Source organism: Mammaliicoccus sp. L-M44 (assembly GCF_022386355.1).
Lineage (GTDB): Bacteria > Bacillota > Bacilli > Staphylococcales > Staphylococcaceae > Mammaliicoccus > Mammaliicoccus sciuri_A.
Genome location: NZ_JAJNIU010000012.1, coordinates 64,457 through 86,588, shown reverse-complemented (window position 1 = coordinate 86,588; position 22,132 = coordinate 64,457). Strand labels below are relative to the sequence as shown.

Below are 22,132 nucleotides of genomic sequence, written 5' to 3'. Positions count from 1 at the left end.
TGATCTTCTCAGTGCCCTTTTAGGGCTGGTCAGTAATAGAGGCTTATAGCCGCAGAACAAACCACCCGTTAAACGGGTGGTTTTGATTTATTGATAAGTGACAAAATTGTCATACTATCTCTGATTTTGTTCGTTTATATTTGGGTAATATATGTATATAGAGACTATAATGATATTTATAGTTGAAGGAGGGATATTATGCTCGTAAATAAATGGATTTATATCGCATTAGCTGTGTTATTAGGAAACTTTGGCGTTCATAAATTTTATGCACAAAAACCAGTTGTTGGACTATTACACTTAGCATTCTGTTGGACAGGGATTCCACATGTTATCGCATTCTTCAGTGCTATATTCGCATTGTTTAGACCATCTGATGAACATGGTAATATTCAAGCATAGTATGTTGTGACATGCTTTTATTAAGTTTTTAAAACCCTAGATATCATAATAAATAATTTTTCGAAAAAAGAGTCTGGAACAGAAATGTTCTAGACTCTTTTCATATTTTAAAAATAGGAAGTGATGAATATTGCAAGTGAGGCGTGACAAGCAATGTTGGGAGGCTGAATATTGCAAGACTCCCCAAACAAGCAACATAGAACATCATGTTTACATTGATTTTTCCAAATAAAAGAGACTGGTACATAATGTAATGTCTCAGTCTATTTTATTTATCCATTATTCAAATCTACATATAGCAATTTAACTTGGTCACGTAAAATTTTTATTTCAACAGGTGTTTCGAACAGAATTTCACCATCTATATCTAATTTGGCTGATGGATCAGTAGATAACGTTGCTGATTCACATGATATATGTTGGATACTATCACTAATCTCATTCCAATTCATGCTATCTTTTACTTTAAAGAAGTCATTGATGATACTGAAATTTTGTTTGTCGAAAATAAATATATTCATTTTCCCGTCATTAGGTGATAAATCTTCTAAAGGAATTCTACTACCACCTACATGTTGGCCATTCGCAATCAAAATCATTGAACTTTCACCTGAATAAGTTTCGTTATCAGCTGTTAATTCATATTTATAAATTTCTGGGTTAGCTACCGTTTTGATTGTAGAAAAAATATAACTGAATTTACCTAATAATTCTTTTTGATTGGATTCAACATTTTCAGCGTTTTGTACCATCAATCCAATACCCGCAAAGTTAAGGGCATATGTACCATTGACATCTATTACATCAAATGACTTAATTTGACTCGCTAATAAATCTTGAGAAGCTTGCATTGGTTTTTGAGATATATTTATAGTCTTCGTGAAATCATTGAATGTTCCACCAGGTAAGACGCCTATTGGTATTTGGAGATTGTTTTCTACGACACCATTTATTAATTCGTTTAATGTTCCATCGCCGCCCAGTATAAAAATAACATTATAAGCATGTTCATTTGTATTGGCAGCTAATGTTTTACAATAAGAACGAATTTGTCCTTCTTCTTTACTTAATTTTATTGTTAATTCATCACAAAGCTGTGTTAAATTTTCTGTAACTTGTCCGAGTTCTTTGTATATATTACCTTGCCCAGCAGCTTCGTGGTAAAATAAAATCCCTCTATGAAAATGTTGTGTCATAATCGTGATACCTCCTGTATTGTACCTTTTATTACAATACCATGTATGACGATTGATAAACAATTTTAAATAAAATATTTTAATGTGTTAAAATAAATAAAAGCATTGAAAAGGGGAGGATTATTATCGCTTCACAAAATGATTATATCCATTATGAAATGGAAAAAAGAAAGCAACCTTTACTAGGTGTTGTGATCCATAACGATGCAAGTGAATTAAATGCTAATGAATGGCGTGAAGTATTAATAAACGCACCTGAAGAAAGATATGTACAAGGTATCGCGCATTATTACATCGATAGAAATCACCAATGGCAAGCGATTGATACTGAGCGTATTGCCTGGCATACCGCTAACCCTATAGGTAATGAACAATATTTAGGGTATGAAGTATTAGAATCTCTCTCGAGTACAGATGAAGAATTTTTATTAAATGAGCAAGAAACGTTAAGAGCAATCGCTTCAGATATGATTGATTATAATTTAACACCTAATCGAGATACGGTTCGATTACATTTGGAGTTTAGTGATACTGAATGTCCACATCGTTCATTAGAAATTCATACAAATTGGAAGACGACAATAGATGGCATGCCGGATGAGTGGATTATTAATGAAATGAAAGATTATTTTATAGAACAAATTAAACAATATATGTTGAATTAAAAAAAGCGTGTGGATATAAAATCATTTGATTTAAATCCCACGCTTTTTTTATTATTGTGCATATTGTTGTTGTATTTGAACTAATGCATTATAGAATAGTACAGGTTGTTCAGGACCATTGTATGTTCCTTTTTCTAATGCAGTTAATGAAGCTTTTTCAGGATTTGTTAATCCGCCTTCATATTTTTGTCTCCAATCTGCATTAATAGAATTTAAGTAAGGATTTTGTCCAGTTTCATTGTAAATTTGTTGAGCTTGTTCTGCACCAAGTGCTGAATTCGACTGACTATTACTTGCAGCATTGTTAGCATGATTGCTAGCTGCGTTATTAGCGTCATTAGCTTCTGAATTATCAGCATTTGAAGCGCCATTGCTATTTTGGTCAGCGTTGCTATTAGCACCATTGTTTGATCCATCAGAATTAGCTGAGTTATTGTTATTTGCGTTATCGTCACTATTAGCATTTGAATTGCTTGAGTCAGAGTTTGAAGAACTATTACCATCTGTGCCACTACTATCATCTGAGCCATTAGTGCCATTTGAATTAGAGTCACTAGACCCGTTATCATCGGAGTTATTACTATCTGAATTTGAACTAGCAGAATCGCCTGAAGCGACATCATCAGAACTACTATCAGAGTCCTTACTGCTGTCTGATTTACTGTCAGATTTATCATCAGATTTTTTATCTGAATCTTTATCAGACTCACTATCTTTTGATTTAGATGTATCATCAGATTTCGAAGAATCTTTATTTGCAGATGAATCATCTTTGCTGCCGTCACTATCATCGTTACCGCATGCTGCTAAGAATAAAAATGAAGATAGTAACAAGATTATAAATTTCTTCATATATAAACCCCATTTCTTTTTTTGTTTGACACTTATGTATCAACAATAATTCAATACCACTAAATATTAATCTCAAACAAAATTTATTATAATTTTTTTAAACTTTTTATTCCGCTTTAATAACACTATTTAAAAAAGTAAAAATACCATTTTTATAATCATTAATTTAATCTAAAAGACTATGTGAGTTTGTTTAGATTTTTCTGATAAATCTGTATAATGTTTATATGATTAGAATATGCAGGAGGAATTCAAATGACTAAAAAAACAATCGGTTTTGTAGGTACAGGTGTTATGGGTAAATCTATGGCAACACACTTAATTAATGAAGGCTATGAAGTAAATGTTTATAATAGAACGAAATCTAAAACGGATGAATTAGTAGAAATTGGCGCGACTTGGTGTGACACGATAGCAGATTTATCTAAATCAAGTGATGTGATTATATCTATCGTTGGTTATCCTAAAGATGTCGAATCTATTTATTTAGATGAAAGTGGCATTATAAACCATGCTAAAGAAGGCACAACTATTATAGATATGACGACTTCAAGTCCTGCTCTTGCTGAGAGGATTTATAATGAAGCAAAAACTAAAAATATTTACAGTTTAGATGCACCTGTATCTGGTGGTGATGTTGGTGCTAAAAATGCGACATTAACGATTATGGTCGGTGGAGACGAAGAAGTATTTAATCAAGTTGAAGATATTTTCAATGTTATTGGACAAAATGTTGTCTATCAAGGTAAAAGTGGCAATGGTCAACATACGAAACTTGCTAATCAAATTGCAATAGCTGCAGGTATGTTAGGAGTAGCAGAATCCATTATATATGCTGAAGAAGCGGGATTAGATATTGATAAAGTGTTCAGTTCTATTGAACATGGTGCAGCGGGTAGTTGGTCATTATCCAATTTAGGACCAAGAATGGTCAAAGGAGACTATGCTCCAGGATTTTATGTTAAACATTTCATTAAAGATATGAGAATTGCGATAGAAGAAAGTGAAAAAAGTGGCTTATATATGCCTGGATTATTAAAAGCTAAAGAAGTATATGATGCATTAAGTGAAGCAGGTTTTGAAGATAATGGCACACAATCTGTTATTCAATTATTAAAAGATCATATTAAAAAGGGGTAAAACAATGGATTTAAATGAGTATCAAAATCTTGCATTAAGAACAATGTCTGATGTAAAAAAGATCCAGATAAAAGCTTGATTAATGGCGCATTAGGATTAACAGGAGAATCTGGAGAAGTTGCAGATATTGTTAAGAAATACGTATTTCATGGACATGAATTGGATAAAGAAGCATTAAAGAAAGAACTAGGAGATGTACTATGGTATATCGCATGTTGCGCTTCTGCTCTTGATGTAGATCTGGATGAAATTGGTCAGTTAAATATTGAAAAACTTCAAAATAGATATCCAAATGGATTTTCAAAAGAAGATTCACTAAATCGTAAAGAATAATAAACAATTATCTATTGGATAATAATGACAAAACTGTTAGAATGAAAAGGAGTGAAAACGCTTACGTAGGAGGTAGCTATATTGGAAGGAAACGAACAATATTTATCTATAGATGAACTAAAACAGTTAATGTCTGACTATCCATTTCAATATATTGTTTGTGGACAAAGTGCGATTGATTTATTTTTGAACGAATATACACACACTAAGGAAATCATGAGCATAACAGTAAGTAGAGAAGAAGAGCTTGATTTAGCAAACTACTTTTTAGAACGCCATTATCAAATAGTAGTAGAGACACCATTGAATGAACTAAAAGAAATTACTGTTGAAGAACTTGGAGATTATAAGAAATATTATATTTATAATAAGAAGAGCGAATGTAAAATTCTTAAAGTTTATATATATGAAACGAAAGATGAGAAATGGCAATTTAGTCATGATCACAATATAGAAGTGGAAGATTACAAAATATATTTTCATAGTTTAGAACATGATGTGAAGTATTTGCGACCGGAAATTCAAATGATGTATAAGCTATATCATGAGCTGAGACAAGATGATATTTATAAATATCAAAAGTTAATTCAACATTTAAGTTATTATCAATTCTTTATGCTTAGAAAAGTAATTGGAAAAGATAAACTCAATCAGATTATTTTATCAGATACATAAAAGAAGCCAACGATTAAATCGTCGGCTTCTTTTTGTTATTATGCGAGTTGAGTTGTTTTATTTGCGAAGTATTCGTCATAAATCGCTTGAACGGCTATATCAGAATATTGCTCATCAATACCAAACATCATAGAAATTTCAGATGAACCTTGGTTAATCATATTTAAGTTAACATTTCTCTTACTAAGTGCTGCAGTTGCTCCAGCAGCTGTTCCAACTGCTTTATTCATGCCTTCTCCTACAATCATTAAAATAGCTAAATCATAATCAATTGTTAACTCGTCTACAGGAATATTTTCGCGTATTTTATTTAAAACTCTTTCTTCTTTTCCTTTAATTTGAGTCGTTCTCATAATAATACTAATGCTATCGATACCAGATGGGATATGTTCGATTGAAATGTTTTCTTCTTCTAAGATACTAAGTACTTTACGTGTAAATCCAACTTCTCTATTCATTAAGTACTTTTTGACGTTGATAATTGTAAAACCTTTATCACAACTTACGCCAGAAACGATATGAGATAAGTTAGAGATGTTACGTTCACTCACAATATATGTTCCTTTATCAGTTGGTCTGTTTGTATTCTTGATGACCACTGGAATGCGATCTTTATAAAGTGGCTCTAGTGCCTCGTCATGAAATACGCCAAATCCGGCATATGATAATTCACGCATTTCTCTATATGTGATTTCTGGAATTACTTCAGGTTGAGATACGACTGTTGGATTTGCTCTAAAGATACCTGACACATCCGTAAAGTTCTCATACAAGCTTGCTTTAATACCTCTCGCTAAAATAGCACCTGTAATGTCAGATCCACCCCTTGGGAAAGTCACGATATCACCATTTTCAGAATAACCAAAGAATCCAGGAATGATTAATTTCTCATCATATTCACGTAATTTATAAATCTTCTCATATGACGATTCTAATATCATTGCGTTACCTGGTTCATCTGTAACGATGATGCCTGCATCTTTAGGCGATAAGTAACGTGTAGGGAAACCTAATTGACTATTATATTGTGCGATAAGCTGCGCATTGAAATCTTCTCCACAACTTTTTAAACCGTCTAGTAAGCGTTCGGGTTTATCATGATACACGTTTATCAAATTTAATAAGTGGTTTTTAATTTCATCTAAAATAGAACGATCCATGTTCAATTCAGTCACAATTTCTTCATAGCGACCAACAATTTGGCTGAGTTTGTTTGAATAATCTAATTGATTAATGACTTTTTCATATAAGCGTATAAGCAAATCTGTTGTTTTGATGTCTTCTTTAAATCTTTTTCCAGGTGCAGATACGACTACAATTTTTCTTTCATCATCAGAGTTAATGATGTTAACGACTTTTTTAATTTGCTCACTGTTAGCGACGGAACTTCCGCCAAATTTTGAAACTTTCATTTTATCAGTCCTTTTACTGGGGGTAATATAATTGTAGCTCTTTACAAAGCGAGAAATAATGATAATATTACTATTAATTCTAATTATTCAAACTTTACAAAAAACTTTAATGAATTTATACTATAATAAACTTGAGTCTATTTCAAGTAGACATTTGTATTTTTAAAAAGAACAATATATTTAAGGTGAGTGAGGAAATGAAAGTATTAAATGTAGCAGTATTAGGTCTTGGCACTGTTGGAACAGGTGTCGTAAAGATTGTTGAAGAAAATAAAAAGCAAATAGAAGACACGATTGGGAAATCTATACATATTAAACATATTCTTGTGAGTTCTGTTAACAAGAAACGTTCAATTAATACTTCTAGCTATCATTTAACTGAAAATATTAACGAAATTTTAGAAGACGATGAATTGGATATCGTTGTTGAAGTAATGGGTGGTATCGAACCAACAGTAGAATGGTTGAAAGCATTTCTTTCTAAAGGTATACACGTTATTACTGCAAATAAAGATTTATTAGCCGTACATTTAAGAGATTTAGAAGATTTAGCTGAGAAAAATAAAGTTGCGCTTAAATATGAAGCGAGTGTAGCAGGTGGTATTCCGATTGTGAATGCGATTAATAATGGTTTAAATGCCAATAATATTAATCAATTTATGGGTATCTTTAATGGCACATCTAACTTTATTCTTAGTCAAATGACGCGTGAAGGAAAATCATATGATGAAGCATTACAGCTTGCAACAGATTTAGGATATGCAGAAGCGGATCCAACTGACGATGTTGAAGGAATTGACGCAGCTCGTAAAGTCGTAATTACGAGCTATTTATCATTTAATAGAGTCATTTCGTTAAATGATGTTGAAAGAGTTGGTATTTCTGATGTTGAAATAGAAGACATTAAAGTAGCAGAAAAATTAGGCTATAAAATTAAATTAATTGGTCAAGGTAAATATGAGAATGGCCGAGTTATATCAAGTGTTAAACCAACATTATTACCAAACAGTCATCAAATGGCACATGTAGAAGATGAATATAATGCTATATATGTTATTGGTGATGCTGTTGGAGACACAATGTTTTACGGTAAAGGTGCAGGTAGTTTAGCTACTGGTAGTGCTGTTGTATCTGATTTATTAAACGTTTCATTACAATTTGAATCAGATTTACATACGTTACCGCCTCACTTTGAACTTAAAACAGAACGAACGAAAGAAATTGTTGAAGATGAAGTGGTTAAATTCCCACTGAAAAATAGTCATTTTATCATTGTTGAAAGTGACAAAGATGAAGATGTCTTAAGAGATGACATTAAAGCGACAATCGAATTTCATAGAAGTGTTAAAGTAGAACAACGTACTGAAAATACGTATGGTATTGTCATCAGAGGTATTGATGAATTACCAGTTGATCAATTAAAAGAAAATGGCATTAATATTTTGAAATATTATCCAATTGAAGGAGATAAGTAATATGGGCAGATGGCAAGGATTAATTCATAATTATAAAGAATATTTACCAGTAAACGAAGGAACACCTCAACTGACTTTAAATGAAGGTAATACACCATTAATTCATTTACCTTATTTATCAGATAAATTGAACATTAATTTATTTGCTAAATTTGAAGGTCTTAACCCTACAGGTTCTTTTAAAGATAGAGGTATGGTAATGGCAGTCGCAAAAGCGAAAGAAGAAGGTAAAAAGATTGTAATATGTGCTTCTACTGGTAATACATCAGCTTCAGCTGCCGCTTATGCTGCAAGAGCAGGTTTAAAAGCTATTGTTGTTATTCCTGAAGGTAAAATAGCACTTGGTAAATTAGCACAAGCAGTTATGTACGGTGCTGAAATTGTATCAATTAAAGGGAATTTTGATGAAGCATTAAATATCGTTAAAAAAGTAGCAGAAAAAGGTGAAATAGCACTTGTAAACTCTGTAAACCCTTATAGAATTGAAGGTCAGAAGACGGGTGCGTTTGAAATTGTTGAACAATTAGATGGTAAAGCGCCAGACTTATTTGCGATACCAGTAGGAAATGCTGGAAATATCACAGCATATTGGAAAGGTTTCAAAGAATATCATCAATTAAATCAATCAGGTTTACCTGTTATGTGTGGTTTCCAGGCGGAAGGTGCGTCTCCAATCGTACAAGGTAAAGTTGTCACAAATCCAGAGACAGTAGCGACTGCAATTAGAATTGGAAATCCTGCAAGTTGGAAATTAGCTGAAGCAGCACGTGATGAGTCAAACGGATTAATTGATAGTGTGACAGATGAAGAAATCCTTAAAGCATACAAACTTATGACAAGTAAAGAGGGCGTCTTCAGTGAGCCAGCGAGTAACGCTTCAATTGCAGGTTTGTTGAAATTGCATGAACAAGGTAAATTAGAGCCAAATCAAACTGTTGTCGCAATTTTAACAGGTAATGGATTGAAAGATCCTGATACTGCGATCGATTTACTTGATTCGCCAATTACACCTTTAGAAAATGACGAACAAGCAATTATTGATTATATTGAGCGTGCTTTACAATGAAGAAATTAAAGCTTAAAGTACCAGCCTCAACTGCTAACCTTGGGGTTGGTTTCGACTCAATCGGAATGGCTCTAGATAAATATTTAGAAGTAGAAGCACATCTTTCCGAAGATGGTAAATGGCATTTTGAGCATATTGGACCTCATCTTCAAGGTTTACCTGATAATGAAGACCATTATATTACTAAAATTGCACAAACTGCTACAGAGAAATTTTCTAAAGAAATGCCTGCATTAAATTTAAAAATGTATAGCGATATTCCACTTGCGAGAGGGTTAGGTAGTTCAGCATCTGCGCTCGTAACAGGTTTATTTCTTGCTAATTATTTTGCAAATTTAAAGCTGTCTAAATATGAGTTGCTACAACTTGCAACTGAAATTGAAGGACATCCAGATAATGTTGCACCAACAATTTATGGAGGTTTAGTCTTAGGCGTATATGATCCAGAAGCTAAACATACGGATGTCTCATATATTGATATACCAAAAGTCGATGTAATTGCTACAATACCAGCTTATGAGCTATCAACAGAGAAAGCACGTAAAGTATTACCAGAAACATTATCTTTAAAAGATGCCGTTAAATATAGTGCGATTAGCAATACAATGATTAGTGCGTTGATTCAACATAATTATGAATTAGCTGGAAAAATGATGATGAAAGATGGTTTTCATGAACCTTATCGTCAACATTTGATCCCTGATTTTGAACATATTAAAGCATTAGCTTTAGAACATGGTGCGTATGCGACAGTCATTAGTGGTGCTGGTCCAACTGTATTAACGCTTGTCAAAAAAGAATTGAGTGGTAAGCTTGTGAGAGACTTACAAGACGAATTTGAAGATTGCGAATCAGAATTGGTAACCATTAATCGATATGGTATTAGCCAAAAAATTATAAACTTATAATTAAAATGAGATGCTTATATTCTATGTATGATAGAATATAAGCATTATTATATTTAAGGAGATAAACATGACATATAAATACATCGTAATGGATATGGATGATACACTTTTAACTTCAAAGAATGAAATAAGTGAAGTGACATATCAATACTTAATGGAAAAACAAAAAGAAGGCATGAAGTTAATACTCGCTTCAGGGCGCCCAACTGCAGGTATGATTAAACATGCAGAAGCACTTGATTTAAAAAGCTATGGTGGCTATATCGTAAGTTATAATGGTGCTTTTGTTATCAAGGCAGAAGATCAAAGTATCGTATTTAATCAAACAATTAGTCAAAAAGATGCTCACGATATTATTGATTATTGTAGAAGTCATCATTTCTTTTATTTAACGTATTTAAATGACCAAATAATTCATGATACAACACATGATTATATGAACATTGAAAGTGAATTGACTGGACTTCCAATGAATAAAGTTAATGATATTAAAGAAGCTATAACAGGTGACGTTCCAAAAATTATGGGTGTCGATTTCGAGGAAAACATTGCAAGCGCAAATCAGGCGTTGAATGGCAAATTTAATGACCATGTATCGTCAACTATAAGTAAACCGTACTTTTTAGAGTTTATGAATAGAGAAGTATCTAAAGGGAAATCGTTGCAAAGGTTGTTTGATCAAATTGAAGCGGATTTCTCAGAAGTGATAGCTTTTGGTGATAGTTTAAATGATTCTGATATGTTAGAAAGAGCAGCAGTTGGTGTTGCTATGGGAAATGCGAACGATACGATTAAAGGTATTGCAGATGTCGTTACAGACGACCATGACCATGATGGTATCGTAACAGCGCTAGAAAAAATATTAAAAGCATAAAAATAAAGCAGCTCAAACCTTAAGAAATTTAAGATTTGAGTTGCTTTTTATTATTCGTGACGATCTTCATTAAATGCAATTGAAGTCATTTCAATTACGAGAATTGATTTTGCCCCAAGTATTTTTAATTGTTGTACAATATCATCTATTTCAGTTTTGTGTCTTAGTCTTTCAACAAATACGATGATTTGTTCGTATTGATCAATCTCTAAATTATATAAATAATGTGTGATTGTTCTTTCTAAAGGCGACATGAAACTAATCTTTTTATTTGAATGTCTTAATGTACTAGAATCGAAATTAAAGCGTGTTGTACCTTGTACACGTATTTCTTTACCAGGTAAATAACGAGCAATTTGAAGTGGAACGTACATGAATTCTCCTATACCAATGACGAATTTAGGTGAATCATCTAAAAAGTCATTCAATAATTCTCCCATACGTTGAAACAGGTCTTCAGATACTTGTTGTTCTTTACCATTTAAAGTAAATCTACCTGTTGAAATAAAGTATGGATTATCGTGAATCGTACCATCACGCAGCATATTTTGAGCTTTTACAATGAAATGATCATTGATGACATTTCTTAAAGAGTAATATTGAACTTTCGTCTCATGTTTTTGATTATCTAGTAGTTCATTTTGAATTAAATCTTTCGTTTCATTCTCAATATCTGTGATTTCTACATCAAATGACATGAGTGAAATGATATTGATTTTAATATTTAAAGATTTTTCCAAACTTGAAAATGCTTCTCTAACACTTTGAGATCTTAAATCAATAGGTGTTAATACAGTAAATGTTTCTCTTTCAGGACATTTATCATAAATCTTTTTAATGAGATTTAGTACAGAATTACCATTTAATAAATGATTATCAATGATTGCGACACGTTCATCATTATCAAAGAAGTCTTTATCTTTCGTATAGAAAAATAAACGTTCTTGAGGGTCAACAATATCGCTATGGTCTAATAATGGTGGATGAGAAATAATCTTATCTCGTGTAGAAGCTAAGAACATCACATCATCATCAAATAAACTAAAAATCGATTGTCCTAAATTGACAGCACGTTCACTTAAACCTAGAAATCTCGTTGGTGGATAGTGACCAAGTTTATTCGATTCAACCATATTTAAAGCTTGAATCATTTTACTGCGATTTTTGCTATTAATAGCTTTAGCAATTGTTTGAATGCGTTCATCCGTTTCGCCTGTTAAAGACTCATGGTATAAGAATCCTAACAATAAACCAACGAGTAAAGGATGCTCTGGATATAACCCTCTAGAATATCCTAAACAAGGAGATACAGGTATAAATGGAAATTCTGAATGTTCTTCTTGTGTAATTGCGAGCATTTCATCTATTTCAAAATCAAATCTATTTTCTTTAACTTTTACTTCAACTTGCTGTTCATTATCTAAAGGAAAAACTTTACTTACTTGGGACATGTGATTACTCCTTTATTTACTTGTATGCGTCCATTCATGGCTGAATTTCTTTCTCTTAATATGCGCATAAATTTGGTCCGCTGCATAGTCTTGGTTCGTATAAACAGTAATATCAAAAAATGCTTGATTCTCTTCGAATGGTTCATTTAAATATAAATCTTTAAGATGATTAAATAATGATTGCATCTGTTCCCGAGTTAAACTTGTATATTCTCTAAGTGTTTTCTTAACGAGTTGAGCATGTGTGTCATAAATACTTTGAACAACAATGACAAAACGTTCATCTTGTTCCATAACATCATCAAATAAATTAGTTTGACCTGTCATATTTACACCTTCTTTATTCTAAAATTATCATTAATATTTATTATACTATATATATTGCAATATGAAAAAGTAGATTATAGTTAGCAAATTTTTATAAACGTTTTGAACTATTGAGTACGGGATTAAGGTAATGATATTTTGAGTAGGGGTTTATCGTTACAAAAGTCGGTGGAATTGTAACTAAGGGGAGCCATAGTAACAAATGGTATGTCAACAAAAACTTAGACAGAATTCATAAGTTTATAAGAGGTTGGTGTTTGATAATTTAATCCTGCATGTAATCTTTCATTGTTATACCAGTTTATATACATTTTTAATTCAATTTCTAATTGTTCTATCGTATAGAATCTTGTAGTATTTATGAATTCTGTCTTTACTGCTTTAAATATTGTTTCTGCTACTGCGTTATCATATGGATTTCCCTTACGGCTTAAAGAACGGTTAATATTGAATACATCAATTACTTTATCGATTAATTGATTATCAAATTCTCGTCCTCTATCTGTATGGATATAGCTTATATTAAATAGATTTGTTTCTATACTTGCTAATGCTTTGAATACTAAGTCAGCGTTTTTGCGTTGTCCTACACTATAGCCTATAATCTCACGATTATATAAATCACTAAATAAGCATACATAATGCCATCTATTGTCCACACGGACATAAGTTAAATCTGAAACAATGTATTTATACTGTTTATGTTTTTTAAAGTTACGATTTAAATGATTCTTGGTAGTAGATTGGTTTACCTTGCTTGATGTTACTTTAAATTTCATCTTTGTATAAGTAGAAACTAAGTTTCTTTGTTTCATCAATACACCAATCTTACGCCTAGACACATATAGTCCTCGTTTCGTTAAAGCAATCTTTATTTTACGTGTACCGTAACAACGTCTATTAGAGATGAATATATCTTCAATTTCATCTGCTAATATCTCATCATTGTTTTCTTTATTAACTTTATGTTGGTTATTTTGGTGGTAATAGTAGGTACTTCTATGCATTTGTAGGACTTTGCACATTGCTGATACTGAATATTTGTGAGTATTCTCATTTATCACATCTATTTTCGTCCGATTATCAGTGCGGCTTGCTTTAAAATATCGTTTTCCATTTTTAGCTGTTTATTTTCTTTTTCTAGTTCCATCATTTTCTTTTGTTCTTTTGTAAGATTATCTTTGTGCTCAAAAGAACCAGAGGTTTTTGCTTGTTGAACCCATCTATCTAATACAGATGGGGTTAAATCATATTCTCTAATAATTTCAGATCTTGGTTTTTCATTAAGATATAAATCAACCATTTGCTGTTTGAATTCATTACTGTATTCTCTACGCTCTCTTCTCATAAAAAGACCACCTACTTTCTTAATTTTAACAATACTTCTCTTTAAAGAAGTTGTCCAATTAAGTGTAGACGGTCCAATCTTCCACACAAAAATCTCAAATCTTCCACACCTATATCCAACAAATCACCCACCTATCTCCCATACCCACTTCATCCAACTCATTTCTCCCAACAAAAAAAGAGCAAAATTTGAAATTTTGCTCTCCTCTATCAAAGTTATGCTGCATTTTCTTCTACTGCTGTAAATATCATGCGCTCTTCGAACAATAATGTATCTGGATTATAATTATCACATGTTATTAATGTTAATTGATTCGGTTTACCTTTATGTTCATCTAATACTTCAACTTGATTTGGCTTCACATTTTTAATGTTTTTAATTATATATGTCTTTTTACCTTTTAATGTGATGAGTTCTACTTTATCGCCAACTTTTGCGCGATCGAGATAGTTAAATCTTATTCCTGCACCTTCTACACGATGTCCTGCGATTGCAACATTTTGCTCACTTAATTGTTCATTCTCATCTACTAAAGACAATCCATTTTTTAAATTTTGTTCTGTTGCTGGTCCTTTAAATATAGGCTCTGATATATCTGCTGCTGGTACTTTTAAATAACCAACCATATGTTCATTTACTTTTAAGTTATCTGTTTCTGTTTTTGTAATCCATGATTCTATTGGATTTATTTTAACGCTGTCATCATGATTTTCATACGACTCAATGACTTTATCATTAACACGGTCTGTAAAATACGTTCTAATATCATTCCAGAAGAAAATAGATATTGCCGTCATGATTAATAAGATACCTATAATTTTATATAACCATCTCATGTTTCTAACCTACTCTCAAAATATGGTAATTCAAATTTATACAATACGTGTACCAATGTCAATCAAAATTTTGTTCTGACATAGATTCTTGTACTAATAATCTCAATTTATCATATTCAGGTTTGAAAAATTCACCTGATTGCACTAATTCACTCGCTTCGTCTCTTGCAACTTCTAACATTCTATAATCTTCTACAATATTTGCAACTCTGAAATCAGGCAAGCCACTTTGTTTAACGCCAAAGAAGTCACCTGGTCCTCTCATTTCCAAATCTCGTTCTGATAAATAAAAGCCGTCAGTAGATTCCGTCATAATGTGCATACGTTCTACACCACTCTCAGTTTTAGGTGATGCTACTAACGTACAGTAACTTTGATGATGACTTCTACCGACACGTCCTCTTAATTGGTGTAATGTAGATAAACCAAATCGGTCAGCATCATAGATAATCATAAATGTTGCATTAGGGACGTTCACCCCAACTTCAACAACAGTCGTAGAAACTAATATCGCGATTTCATTATTACTAAATTTATTCATGATTTCATCTTTTTCATCTGCATGCATTTTACCATGTACAAGACCGACTTTATCAGCACCGAAACGCAACTGTAATTGCTCATAAATTGCGACCACATTTTGAACATCCAACGCTTCACTTTCTTCTATTAATGGACAAATGGCATACGCTTGTCGACCTTTTAATATTTCACTGTTTAGTTGATTCAGTACATGATCAATTTCTTCATGTTTAGCCCATGAAGTCAAAATTTCTTTTCTACCTTTAGGCATTTGTTTAATCGAAGTTACATCCATTTCACCGAACGCAGAGATCGACAATGTTCTCGGTATTGGTGTTGCTGTCATAAATAAGACATTTGTATCTGCACCTTTTTCACGCAACTTCTTACGTTGATTTACACCAAATCGATGCTGTTCATCAATGATAACTAATCCAATATCATTGAACGCTACATCATCTTGAATTAGTGCATGCGTACCTACAATAACGTCAACTTCTCCTGCTTCCAACTGTTCAAGTAATAATTTTCTTTTTTTACCTTTAACTGAACTTGTTAATAAAGCGACATTCAATTGCCCACCAAACAACTCATCTAAACTGATTGCATGTTGTTCAGCTAATATAGCTGTTGGAACCATAAGTGCACTTTGCTTACCTGCATTAAACATTGCATAAATCGCAATAGCTGCAACAACCGTTTTACCCGAACCTACATCACCTTGTAATAATCGATGCATTTTAATAGGTGCTTTTAAATCTCTAAAAATTTCATTCACACTATTTTTCTGAGCATCTGTTAATTCAAATGGTAATGTTTCGATAAAAGATTTCACCGCATTAACATCATAATTTAAACCTTCTATTTTATTAGATTCTTTTTCTAATTTGCTTAACCATTTCATCTTTAACTGAAATAAGAATAATTCATTAAATGAAAATGTGCGTCGTGCTAATTTGAGGTGATTAAATTGAAGTGGTTTATGTAAAATTGGAATGACATCTTTTAGTGGCATTAATTTATACTTATCCATTAAATTTGGAGATAACCATTCATCAATTTCAACAATTTGTAATGCTTGTTCAATATATTTATTAAGCTGCTTTTGTTTTAAACCTTCTTTTAATCGGTAAATAGGTGTTAACGCGTTTCCACCGTCTTCTTTTTCAGCCATTACTTTTTGACCAGCAATAATTTGTTTCTTTTGATCCCATTTACCTTTGATTGTAACTGTTTCACCCATAATGAGTCTTTTTTTCAAATAGGGTTGATTAAAGAATGTGACTTTAACGGCAATTTGATCAATCAACATATGGCACGTTAATTTAGATTTATTTCTACCAAAAAATGCAACAGTCGGACTAGAGTACACTTCTCCAGTAACAGTGACAACATCACCATCAGTTGCTTCATTTAAATTAACGACAGATTCATCTTCGTAACGTGTTGGTAAATACAACACTAAATCTTCTAATGTATAGATATTTAATTCATTTAATAACTGTAAACTTTTTGGTCCAACACCTTTAAGTTCTTGCAAAGTTCGCTCTGTATATATTAGATGTTGCTTATTCATTTTTATCACCTATATTTATTAATACTCTAATTATAGAACAAATACATGATATAAACCAATCGATTTCACCAAAATGAGCTTGATACAAACAAATAAAGACCAGGACAATGAATCATGTCCCAGCCTTATAAATTAATGTTTTGGTTAATTTCCAAATATCTCTTGTTTTAATCTTTCTCCTGTTGGTGTACCTGCTAAACCACCACGACCAGTTTCACGTAGTGCTGAAGGCATTGTTTGGCCAATTTTATACATAGCTTCTATAACTTCATCAGTAGGAATTCTTGATTTCACGCCTGCTAAAGCCATATCAGCTGAAATAATTGCATTTGAAGCACCTGCAGCGTTTCTCTTAACACAAGGTACTTCTACTAAACCTGCAACTGGATCACAAACAAGTCCTAACATATTTTTTAAGCTAATCGCAAAAGCTTCTGCAGATTGTTGAGGTGTACCGCCAGCCATTTCTACTGTTGCAGCAGCACTCATCGCAGCCGCTGAACCAACTTCAGCTTGGCAACCACCAGCCGCACCTGATATAGATGCGTTATTCGCAACAACAAATCCAAATGCACCCGTTGTAAATAAGAAATGTAACATATCTTCTCTAGTTGGGTTTAGTCTTTTTTTCAGCGCAAATAATACACCTGGCGCAACCCCTGCAGAACCGGCAGTTGGTGTTGCACATATTTTACCCATTGCTGCGTTCACTTCGTTCGTCGCAACAGCTTTACTTACTGCATCAATCATTAAATCACCCGAAAGTGATTGACCACTTTCTAAATAATCTTGTAAAAGTACAGCATCCATTCCAGTTAAACCTGTTGTTGACGTTACACCATTTATACCACGTTCAATGGCTTTTTCCATTGTATCTAAATTGCGTTCCATATTTTGATAAACTTCTTCTTTAGAGAGTTTAGACACACGCATTTCTTGTTCAATCATGACTTCATAAATTTTTTTATTTTCTTTTTCACAAATTTCAATAAGTTCTTTTACACTTTGAAACATGATAACCCTCCTTTTATGATTCCCCCATTAATGTGACTGTCTGTACACCATCAATTTCTTTAATTTTATTTAAGACTTCTTGTGGAATATCATCATCTAATTCACACGTCATTAATGCAAGTTCACCTTTCTCTTTACGGGCCACTTGCATACTACCAACATTAATACGATAATCACCAAAGACATTGGTCACTTTCCCGATTGTGCCAAACGTATCCTTATGAAAAACAAGTAACGCAGGATAATTCCCACTGATGGCAATTTGGAATCCGTTTATCGCAACGATTTCAACTTTACCACCACCAATTGAAATACCTTCTACTGAGATTTCCATTTCTTTATTTCTCATATTGATAATTGCAGTATTCGGATGTGATCGCTCTTCAAACATTTCGATAAAGTTGACATCAATCTGTTGTTGTTCAGCATCTTGAAGACTTGTTTTAATTCGATCATCGTCTGTATCATAGCCTAAAATACCGCCGACTAACGCAACGTCAGTCCCATGTCCTTTATAAGTTTCCATGAAAGACCCATATAAATATATATCAATATGTTCAGGTTTACCATCAAATAAACCTCTAGCTATTAATCCAATTCTTACTGCACCAGCAGTATGTGATGAAGATGGTCCAACCATTACAGGACCAATAATGTCAAAGACACTTCTATATTTCATCAATAATCACTCGTTTCTCTTTTAATTTCACCATACCATTATAACAACTTTTGCTCGTTTTGTAAGCGTTTTACAACGCAAAAGACAACAACGCTTTTGTTTAACATTGTTGTCTTTTATCTTGAGATTATTCTACTGAGAATAAGAATGAGTAAATTGGTTGGTCACCTTGATGTACTTCTACTTCAACTTCTTCATAGTTTTCTTCAACATATGATACTAATTGATCGACTTCTTCATCAGTAGCGTCTTCACCTTTAATAATTGTTAAAATTTCACTGTCTTCATCAATCATTTCATCGATAAGCTTTTTACTAGCTGTTAGGTGGTCAGCATCACTTACTTTAATACTGCTTTCATGGATACCCATGAACTCACCTTTTTTAATTGTAATACCATCTATATTTGTATCTCTAACGGCATATGTTACAGAACCTGATTTTACAAAACGCATTGCATCTTCCATATGTGCTTTATTCTCTTCGATTGTTTGCTCTAAGTTAAGATTTAACATTGCTGAAAGACCTTGAGATACTGTTTTTGATGCGACAACAGCTACAGGTATATCAACTAAATGTTCAACTTGCTCAGCCGCCATAATAATATTTTTATTATTTGGTAAGATGATTGCATTTTTACAACCTGATTGTTTTACAACTTTTACAATATCTTCTGTTGAAGGATTCATAGTTTGGCCACCACTGATGACATGAGTTGCACCAAGTGATTTAAATAATGTTGTGATTCCTTCACCCATTGAAATTGTAATAACTGCTGTTTCAATCTCTTCTTGCTCTTGTTGCTCTTGTTGTTCTTGTTTTATTTTTTTATCTGCGCTTTTACGAAGTACTTCTCTATGTTGTTCACGCATGTTTTCGATTTTAATTTTAATGAGTTCACCGTATTGGCTACCGTAAGATAATACTTCACCTGGTGTTTCAGAATGAACATGTACTTTTACGATTTCATCATCAGAGATTACAAGTAATGAATCACCGAATTGACTCATATCTTCTCTGAATTGTTCTTCATCGAATGCTTTTTTATCTTTTCCAAAGCGAACCATAATTTCAGTACAGTAGCCGTAGACGATATCTTCAGTATTCATGACACCACCGAAATCATGGTCATCATTAATAAATTCGTCTGTATCTACTTTTTCTTTAGCTGGTTGAATTTTTTCGCCTTTTAATGTTGCTAAGAAGCCTTCATAAACAAACATTAAACCTTGTCCACCACTATCCACAACACCTACTTCTTTAAGTACAGGTAGTTGGTTTGGTGTGTTTTCTAATGCTGTTTGACCTTCTTTAATGACTGCTTCCATAACTGTTATAACATCTTCTGTTGATTCAGCTGCTTTAACAGCCGCTTCTCCAGCTACTCTCGCAACTGTTAAAATCGTTCCTTCAACTGGTTTCATTACAGCTTTATATGCTGTATTCACACCTGCTTGGAATGCTTTAGCGAATTGTTGAGCATCAATTTCTTGTTCATTCTCAATCGATTTTGAGAATCCTCTAAATAATTGAGATAAGATAACACCTGAGTTACCTCTTGCGCCCATTAACAATCCTTTAGAAAATATTTTACCAACCTCACCGATATGTACATTACTATGAGCTTTAACCTCTGCTGCACCTGATGACATTGATAAATTCATATTTGTTCCTGTATCTCCATCTGGTACAGGGAACACATTTAAAGAATCTACAAAATCTGCATTGTTTGATAAACTATCTGATCCTTGTACGATCATATCAGCAAACAATTTGCCGTCAATCTTATTCATACTGTATTTGCCTCCCTATGCTTCCTCATCATCATTAATAACTCTAACACCTTGGATATATATGTTGACTGCGTTGACTTTTAAATTTAATGATTGTTCTAAAGTATATTTAACAGCAGATTGGACATTGTTTGCTATTTCTGAGATTTTCGTACCATAACTCACAATTATATACATATCTACATCAAGAACACCTTCGTTTTGAGATACAATAACACCTTTGGCATAATTATCACGCCCAAGAATTTCTGCAATACCATCTCTAACTTGATGTTTACTTGCCATACCAACGATACCATAACATTCTACGGCAGCTCCGCCAGCAAGCGTTGCAATAACGTCATTTGAAATATCGATACTTCCATACTCATTTGTAATTTCTAAAGTCATGATTACGTCCCTCCTACACATTTAAATTTTTTCGTTTTATAAACTACTTTTATATGTTCTGTTTAATTATACTTAATATCACATTCACATCGCAAGAATTCATCATTTTAATCATGTTTTTTATACAACGTTTTCACAAGATATTATTATAACAAATAAATTGAACTTTAAAATACTTTTTGCGAAATTTGTTATTATTTTTTCGCTAAATTGCAAAAAAGCCGTTGAATAAATTAAAAGTGCGTGTTATATTATTAAGGTGTGTAAACGTAAATAAATGTGTATTTATATTTCATTAAAGGAGGATATTTATGGCTAAAGAATGTTTCGTAACAGGTCGTAAAGCTAGAACTGGTAACCACCGTTCTCACGCATTAAATGCTAACAAACGTCGTTGGAACGCTAATTTACAAAAAGTTAGAATCTTAGTTGACGGTAAACCTAAACGTGTATGGGTTTCAGCTCGTGCGCTTAAATCAGGTAAAGTTACACGCGTTTAATGAATATAAGTCACATATAATAAAGAGAACCTTTGTGTGGAAGGTTCTCTTTTTTTATTTATCTTTACTTTGTACCATCAATATATTGCCAAGTTCAACTGTCACTAATGGGTGTTCATGACCCGCTTTAAACTCATTGCTAATTGTTAACGTTGAGCCTTGTGCCAAAGTGGTAAATGGTAAATCATATTTAAATTCTTCTAATTTTATTCTAATATTCGTACTTAACGGAATAAACGACACATATTTCATGCCTTCTACTTGTGAAATTCGATGATTTCCTGCTTTTAATACTGTAATTTCATTTTGTTCATCTACGAGCGTGATTTGAATATTATCTTCCAGAAATTCTGGTTTCGTTAATATTTGAACAGCACCCATAAAATGATCTAATCTGCCACCTGTCGCACCATATATTCTAATTTCTTCGTATCCGAGTTCAACTGCTAAGTTAACCGCTAATGCAAGATCCGTATCATCCTTTTCTTTATTAACCGGATCAATATCGATATGATTAATAATTTGTTGATACTCTTCATCTGATACAGAATCAAAATCTCCTATAGCAGCAACAGGCTTAATATCATGTTTAATTAATTCAATTGTGCCTCTATCTACACCTATCCAATCAATGTGCTTTTCATCTTGAAGTATATGTTCATTGATATGACGCATACTACATAATAGATTTACTCTCAC

General features: G+C 32.6%; 22 protein-coding genes and 1 pseudogene. 10 read left to right on the top strand and 13 right to left on the bottom strand.

Annotation, left to right across the window (positions count from 1 at the left end; all coding sequences use genetic code 11):
* Positions 1 to 198 precede the first annotated feature (198 nt).
* On the top strand, positions 199 to 402 hold the full coding sequence (locus tag LQ611_RS08405; protein ID WP_025905865.1) for a TM2 domain-containing protein: 204 nt from the start codon (positions 199 to 201) through the stop codon (positions 400 to 402).
* A 272-nt stretch (positions 403 to 674) separates the two neighbouring features.
* Here LQ611_RS08405 and LQ611_RS08400 read toward each other — a convergent pair whose 3' ends face one another.
* On the bottom strand, positions 675 to 1,598 hold the full coding sequence (locus LQ611_RS08400; RefSeq protein ID WP_210142456.1) for a diacylglycerol/lipid kinase family protein: 924 nt from the start codon (positions 1,596 to 1,598) through the stop codon (positions 675 to 677).
* A gap of 158 nt (positions 1,599 to 1,756) precedes the next feature.
* On the opposite strand from LQ611_RS08400, the gene LQ611_RS08395 reads away from it, so the two are divergent.
* On the top strand, positions 1,757 to 2,263 hold the full coding sequence (locus LQ611_RS08395) for an N-acetylmuramoyl-L-alanine amidase (protein ID WP_232339588.1): 507 nt from the start codon (positions 1,757 to 1,759) through the stop codon (positions 2,261 to 2,263).
* A 51-nt stretch (positions 2,264 to 2,314) separates the two neighbouring features.
* On the opposite strand, the gene LQ611_RS08390 is transcribed toward LQ611_RS08395, so the two are convergent.
* Positions 2,315 to 3,115 carry a hypothetical protein gene (locus LQ611_RS08390; protein WP_204206919.1) on the bottom strand — a complete coding sequence of 267 codons (801 nt, stop codon included), beginning with the start codon at positions 3,113 to 3,115 and terminating at the stop codon, positions 2,315 to 2,317.
* Positions 3,116 to 3,370: 255 nt separating this feature from the next.
* Here LQ611_RS08390 and LQ611_RS08385 point away from each other — a divergent pair, with 255 nt between their 5' ends.
* From LQ611_RS08385 to LQ611_RS08375, 3 genes and pseudogenes are all read left to right on the top strand, one after another.
* Positions 3,371 to 4,255: an NAD(P)-dependent oxidoreductase gene (locus LQ611_RS08385; protein ID WP_025905870.1), complete on the top strand. Its 885-nt coding sequence runs from the start codon at positions 3,371 to 3,373 to the stop codon at positions 4,253 to 4,255.
* Between the two features lie 43 nt (positions 4,256 to 4,298).
* A pseudogene (locus LQ611_RS08380) lies at positions 4,299 to 4,588 on the top strand (nucleoside triphosphate pyrophosphohydrolase family protein).
* 81 nt (positions 4,589 to 4,669) lie between these two features.
* Positions 4,670 to 5,263: a hypothetical protein gene (locus LQ611_RS08375; RefSeq protein ID WP_025905873.1), complete on the top strand. Its 594-nt coding sequence runs from the start codon at positions 4,670 to 4,672 to the stop codon at positions 5,261 to 5,263.
* Positions 5,264 to 5,301: 38 nt separating this feature from the next.
* On the opposite strand, the gene LQ611_RS08370 is transcribed toward LQ611_RS08375, so the two are convergent.
* Positions 5,302 to 6,675 carry an aspartate kinase gene (locus tag LQ611_RS08370; protein WP_107634444.1) on the bottom strand — a complete coding sequence of 458 codons (1,374 nt, stop codon included), beginning with the start codon at positions 6,673 to 6,675 and terminating at the stop codon, positions 5,302 to 5,304.
* Positions 6,676 to 6,872: 197 nt separating this feature from the next.
* On the opposite strand from LQ611_RS08370, the gene LQ611_RS08365 reads away from it, so the two are divergent.
* From LQ611_RS08365 to LQ611_RS08350, 4 genes are all read left to right on the top strand, one after another.
* Positions 6,873 to 8,150 (top strand): homoserine dehydrogenase, encoded by a 1,278-nt coding sequence (locus LQ611_RS08365; RefSeq protein WP_025905877.1) that lies wholly within the window; start codon positions 6,873 to 6,875, stop codon positions 8,148 to 8,150.
* A 1-nt stretch (position 8,151) separates the two neighbouring features.
* The gene (gene thrC, locus LQ611_RS08360; protein ID WP_025905878.1) at positions 8,152 to 9,216 is read left to right on the top strand and encodes a threonine synthase; all 1,065 of its coding nucleotides are present in this window, start codon (positions 8,152 to 8,154) and stop codon (positions 9,214 to 9,216) included.
* Positions 9,213 to 10,124: a homoserine kinase gene (thrB, locus tag LQ611_RS08355; protein WP_107573145.1), complete on the top strand. Its 912-nt coding sequence runs from the start codon at positions 9,213 to 9,215 to the stop codon at positions 10,122 to 10,124. Before thrC ends, thrB begins: the two co-directional genes overlap by 4 nt.
* Before the next feature lie 67 nt (positions 10,125 to 10,191).
* Complete coding sequence (locus tag LQ611_RS08350; protein WP_107566040.1) at positions 10,192 to 10,998, top strand: Cof-type HAD-IIB family hydrolase; 807 nt, start codon at positions 10,192 to 10,194, stop codon at positions 10,996 to 10,998.
* A gap of 50 nt (positions 10,999 to 11,048) precedes the next feature.
* Here LQ611_RS08350 and LQ611_RS08345 read toward each other — a convergent pair whose 3' ends face one another.
* The 9 genes from LQ611_RS08345 to LQ611_RS08305 form a co-directional block, all read right to left on the bottom strand.
* Positions 11,049 to 12,449, bottom strand: coding sequence for a phosphoribosyltransferase domain-containing protein (locus LQ611_RS08345; protein WP_210142453.1), 1,401 nt, complete (start codon positions 12,447 to 12,449; stop codon positions 11,049 to 11,051).
* Positions 12,450 to 12,461: 12 nt separating this feature from the next.
* A complete protein-coding gene (locus LQ611_RS08340) occupies positions 12,462 to 12,776 on the bottom strand; it encodes a hypothetical protein (RefSeq protein ID WP_049318968.1) in 315 nt (104 codons plus the stop codon).
* Between the two features lie 221 nt (positions 12,777 to 12,997).
* Positions 12,998 to 14,124 (bottom strand): IS3 family transposase gene (locus tag LQ611_RS08335; protein WP_239709525.1). Its coding sequence is split into 2 segments (ribosomal slippage): positions 12,998 to 13,878 and positions 13,878 to 14,124, totalling 1,128 coding nucleotides; the frame shifts between segments, so codons are not numbered across the junction.
* 215 nt (positions 14,125 to 14,339) lie between these two features.
* Positions 14,340 to 14,960, bottom strand: a complete 621-nt coding sequence (locus LQ611_RS08330) for a class A sortase (protein ID WP_107565722.1) — start codon at positions 14,958 to 14,960, stop codon at positions 14,340 to 14,342.
* 58 nt (positions 14,961 to 15,018) lie between these two features.
* Complete coding sequence (recG, locus tag LQ611_RS08325) at positions 15,019 to 17,058, bottom strand: ATP-dependent DNA helicase RecG (RefSeq protein ID WP_107565723.1); 2,040 nt, start codon at positions 17,056 to 17,058, stop codon at positions 15,019 to 15,021.
* Positions 17,059 to 17,202: 144 nt separating this feature from the next.
* On the bottom strand, positions 17,203 to 18,072 hold the full coding sequence (sdaAA, locus tag LQ611_RS08320) for an L-serine ammonia-lyase, iron-sulfur-dependent, subunit alpha (RefSeq protein ID WP_107565724.1): 870 nt from the start codon (positions 18,070 to 18,072) through the stop codon (positions 17,203 to 17,205).
* 13 nt (positions 18,073 to 18,085) lie between these two features.
* Positions 18,086 to 18,751 (bottom strand): L-serine ammonia-lyase, iron-sulfur-dependent subunit beta, encoded by a 666-nt coding sequence (sdaAB, locus tag LQ611_RS08315; RefSeq protein ID WP_025904553.1) that lies wholly within the window; start codon positions 18,749 to 18,751, stop codon positions 18,086 to 18,088.
* A 127-nt stretch (positions 18,752 to 18,878) separates the two neighbouring features.
* Positions 18,879 to 20,543 carry a fatty acid kinase catalytic subunit FakA gene (fakA, locus tag LQ611_RS08310; RefSeq protein ID WP_210141436.1) on the bottom strand — a complete coding sequence of 555 codons (1,665 nt, stop codon included), beginning with the start codon at positions 20,541 to 20,543 and terminating at the stop codon, positions 18,879 to 18,881.
* 15 nt (positions 20,544 to 20,558) lie between these two features.
* Positions 20,559 to 20,933, bottom strand: a complete 375-nt coding sequence (locus LQ611_RS08305) for an Asp23/Gls24 family envelope stress response protein (protein ID WP_016911554.1) — start codon at positions 20,931 to 20,933, stop codon at positions 20,559 to 20,561.
* Positions 20,934 to 21,244: 311 nt separating this feature from the next.
* Between LQ611_RS08305 and rpmB the strand changes: the two genes are divergently transcribed.
* Complete coding sequence (gene rpmB, locus LQ611_RS08300; protein ID WP_017000124.1) at positions 21,245 to 21,433, top strand: 50S ribosomal protein L28; 189 nt, start codon at positions 21,245 to 21,247, stop codon at positions 21,431 to 21,433.
* 54 nt (positions 21,434 to 21,487) lie between these two features.
* Here rpmB and LQ611_RS08295 read toward each other — a convergent pair whose 3' ends face one another.
* Positions 21,488 to 22,132: a thiamine diphosphokinase gene (locus LQ611_RS08295; protein ID WP_107565726.1), complete on the bottom strand. Its 645-nt coding sequence runs from the start codon at positions 22,130 to 22,132 to the stop codon at positions 21,488 to 21,490.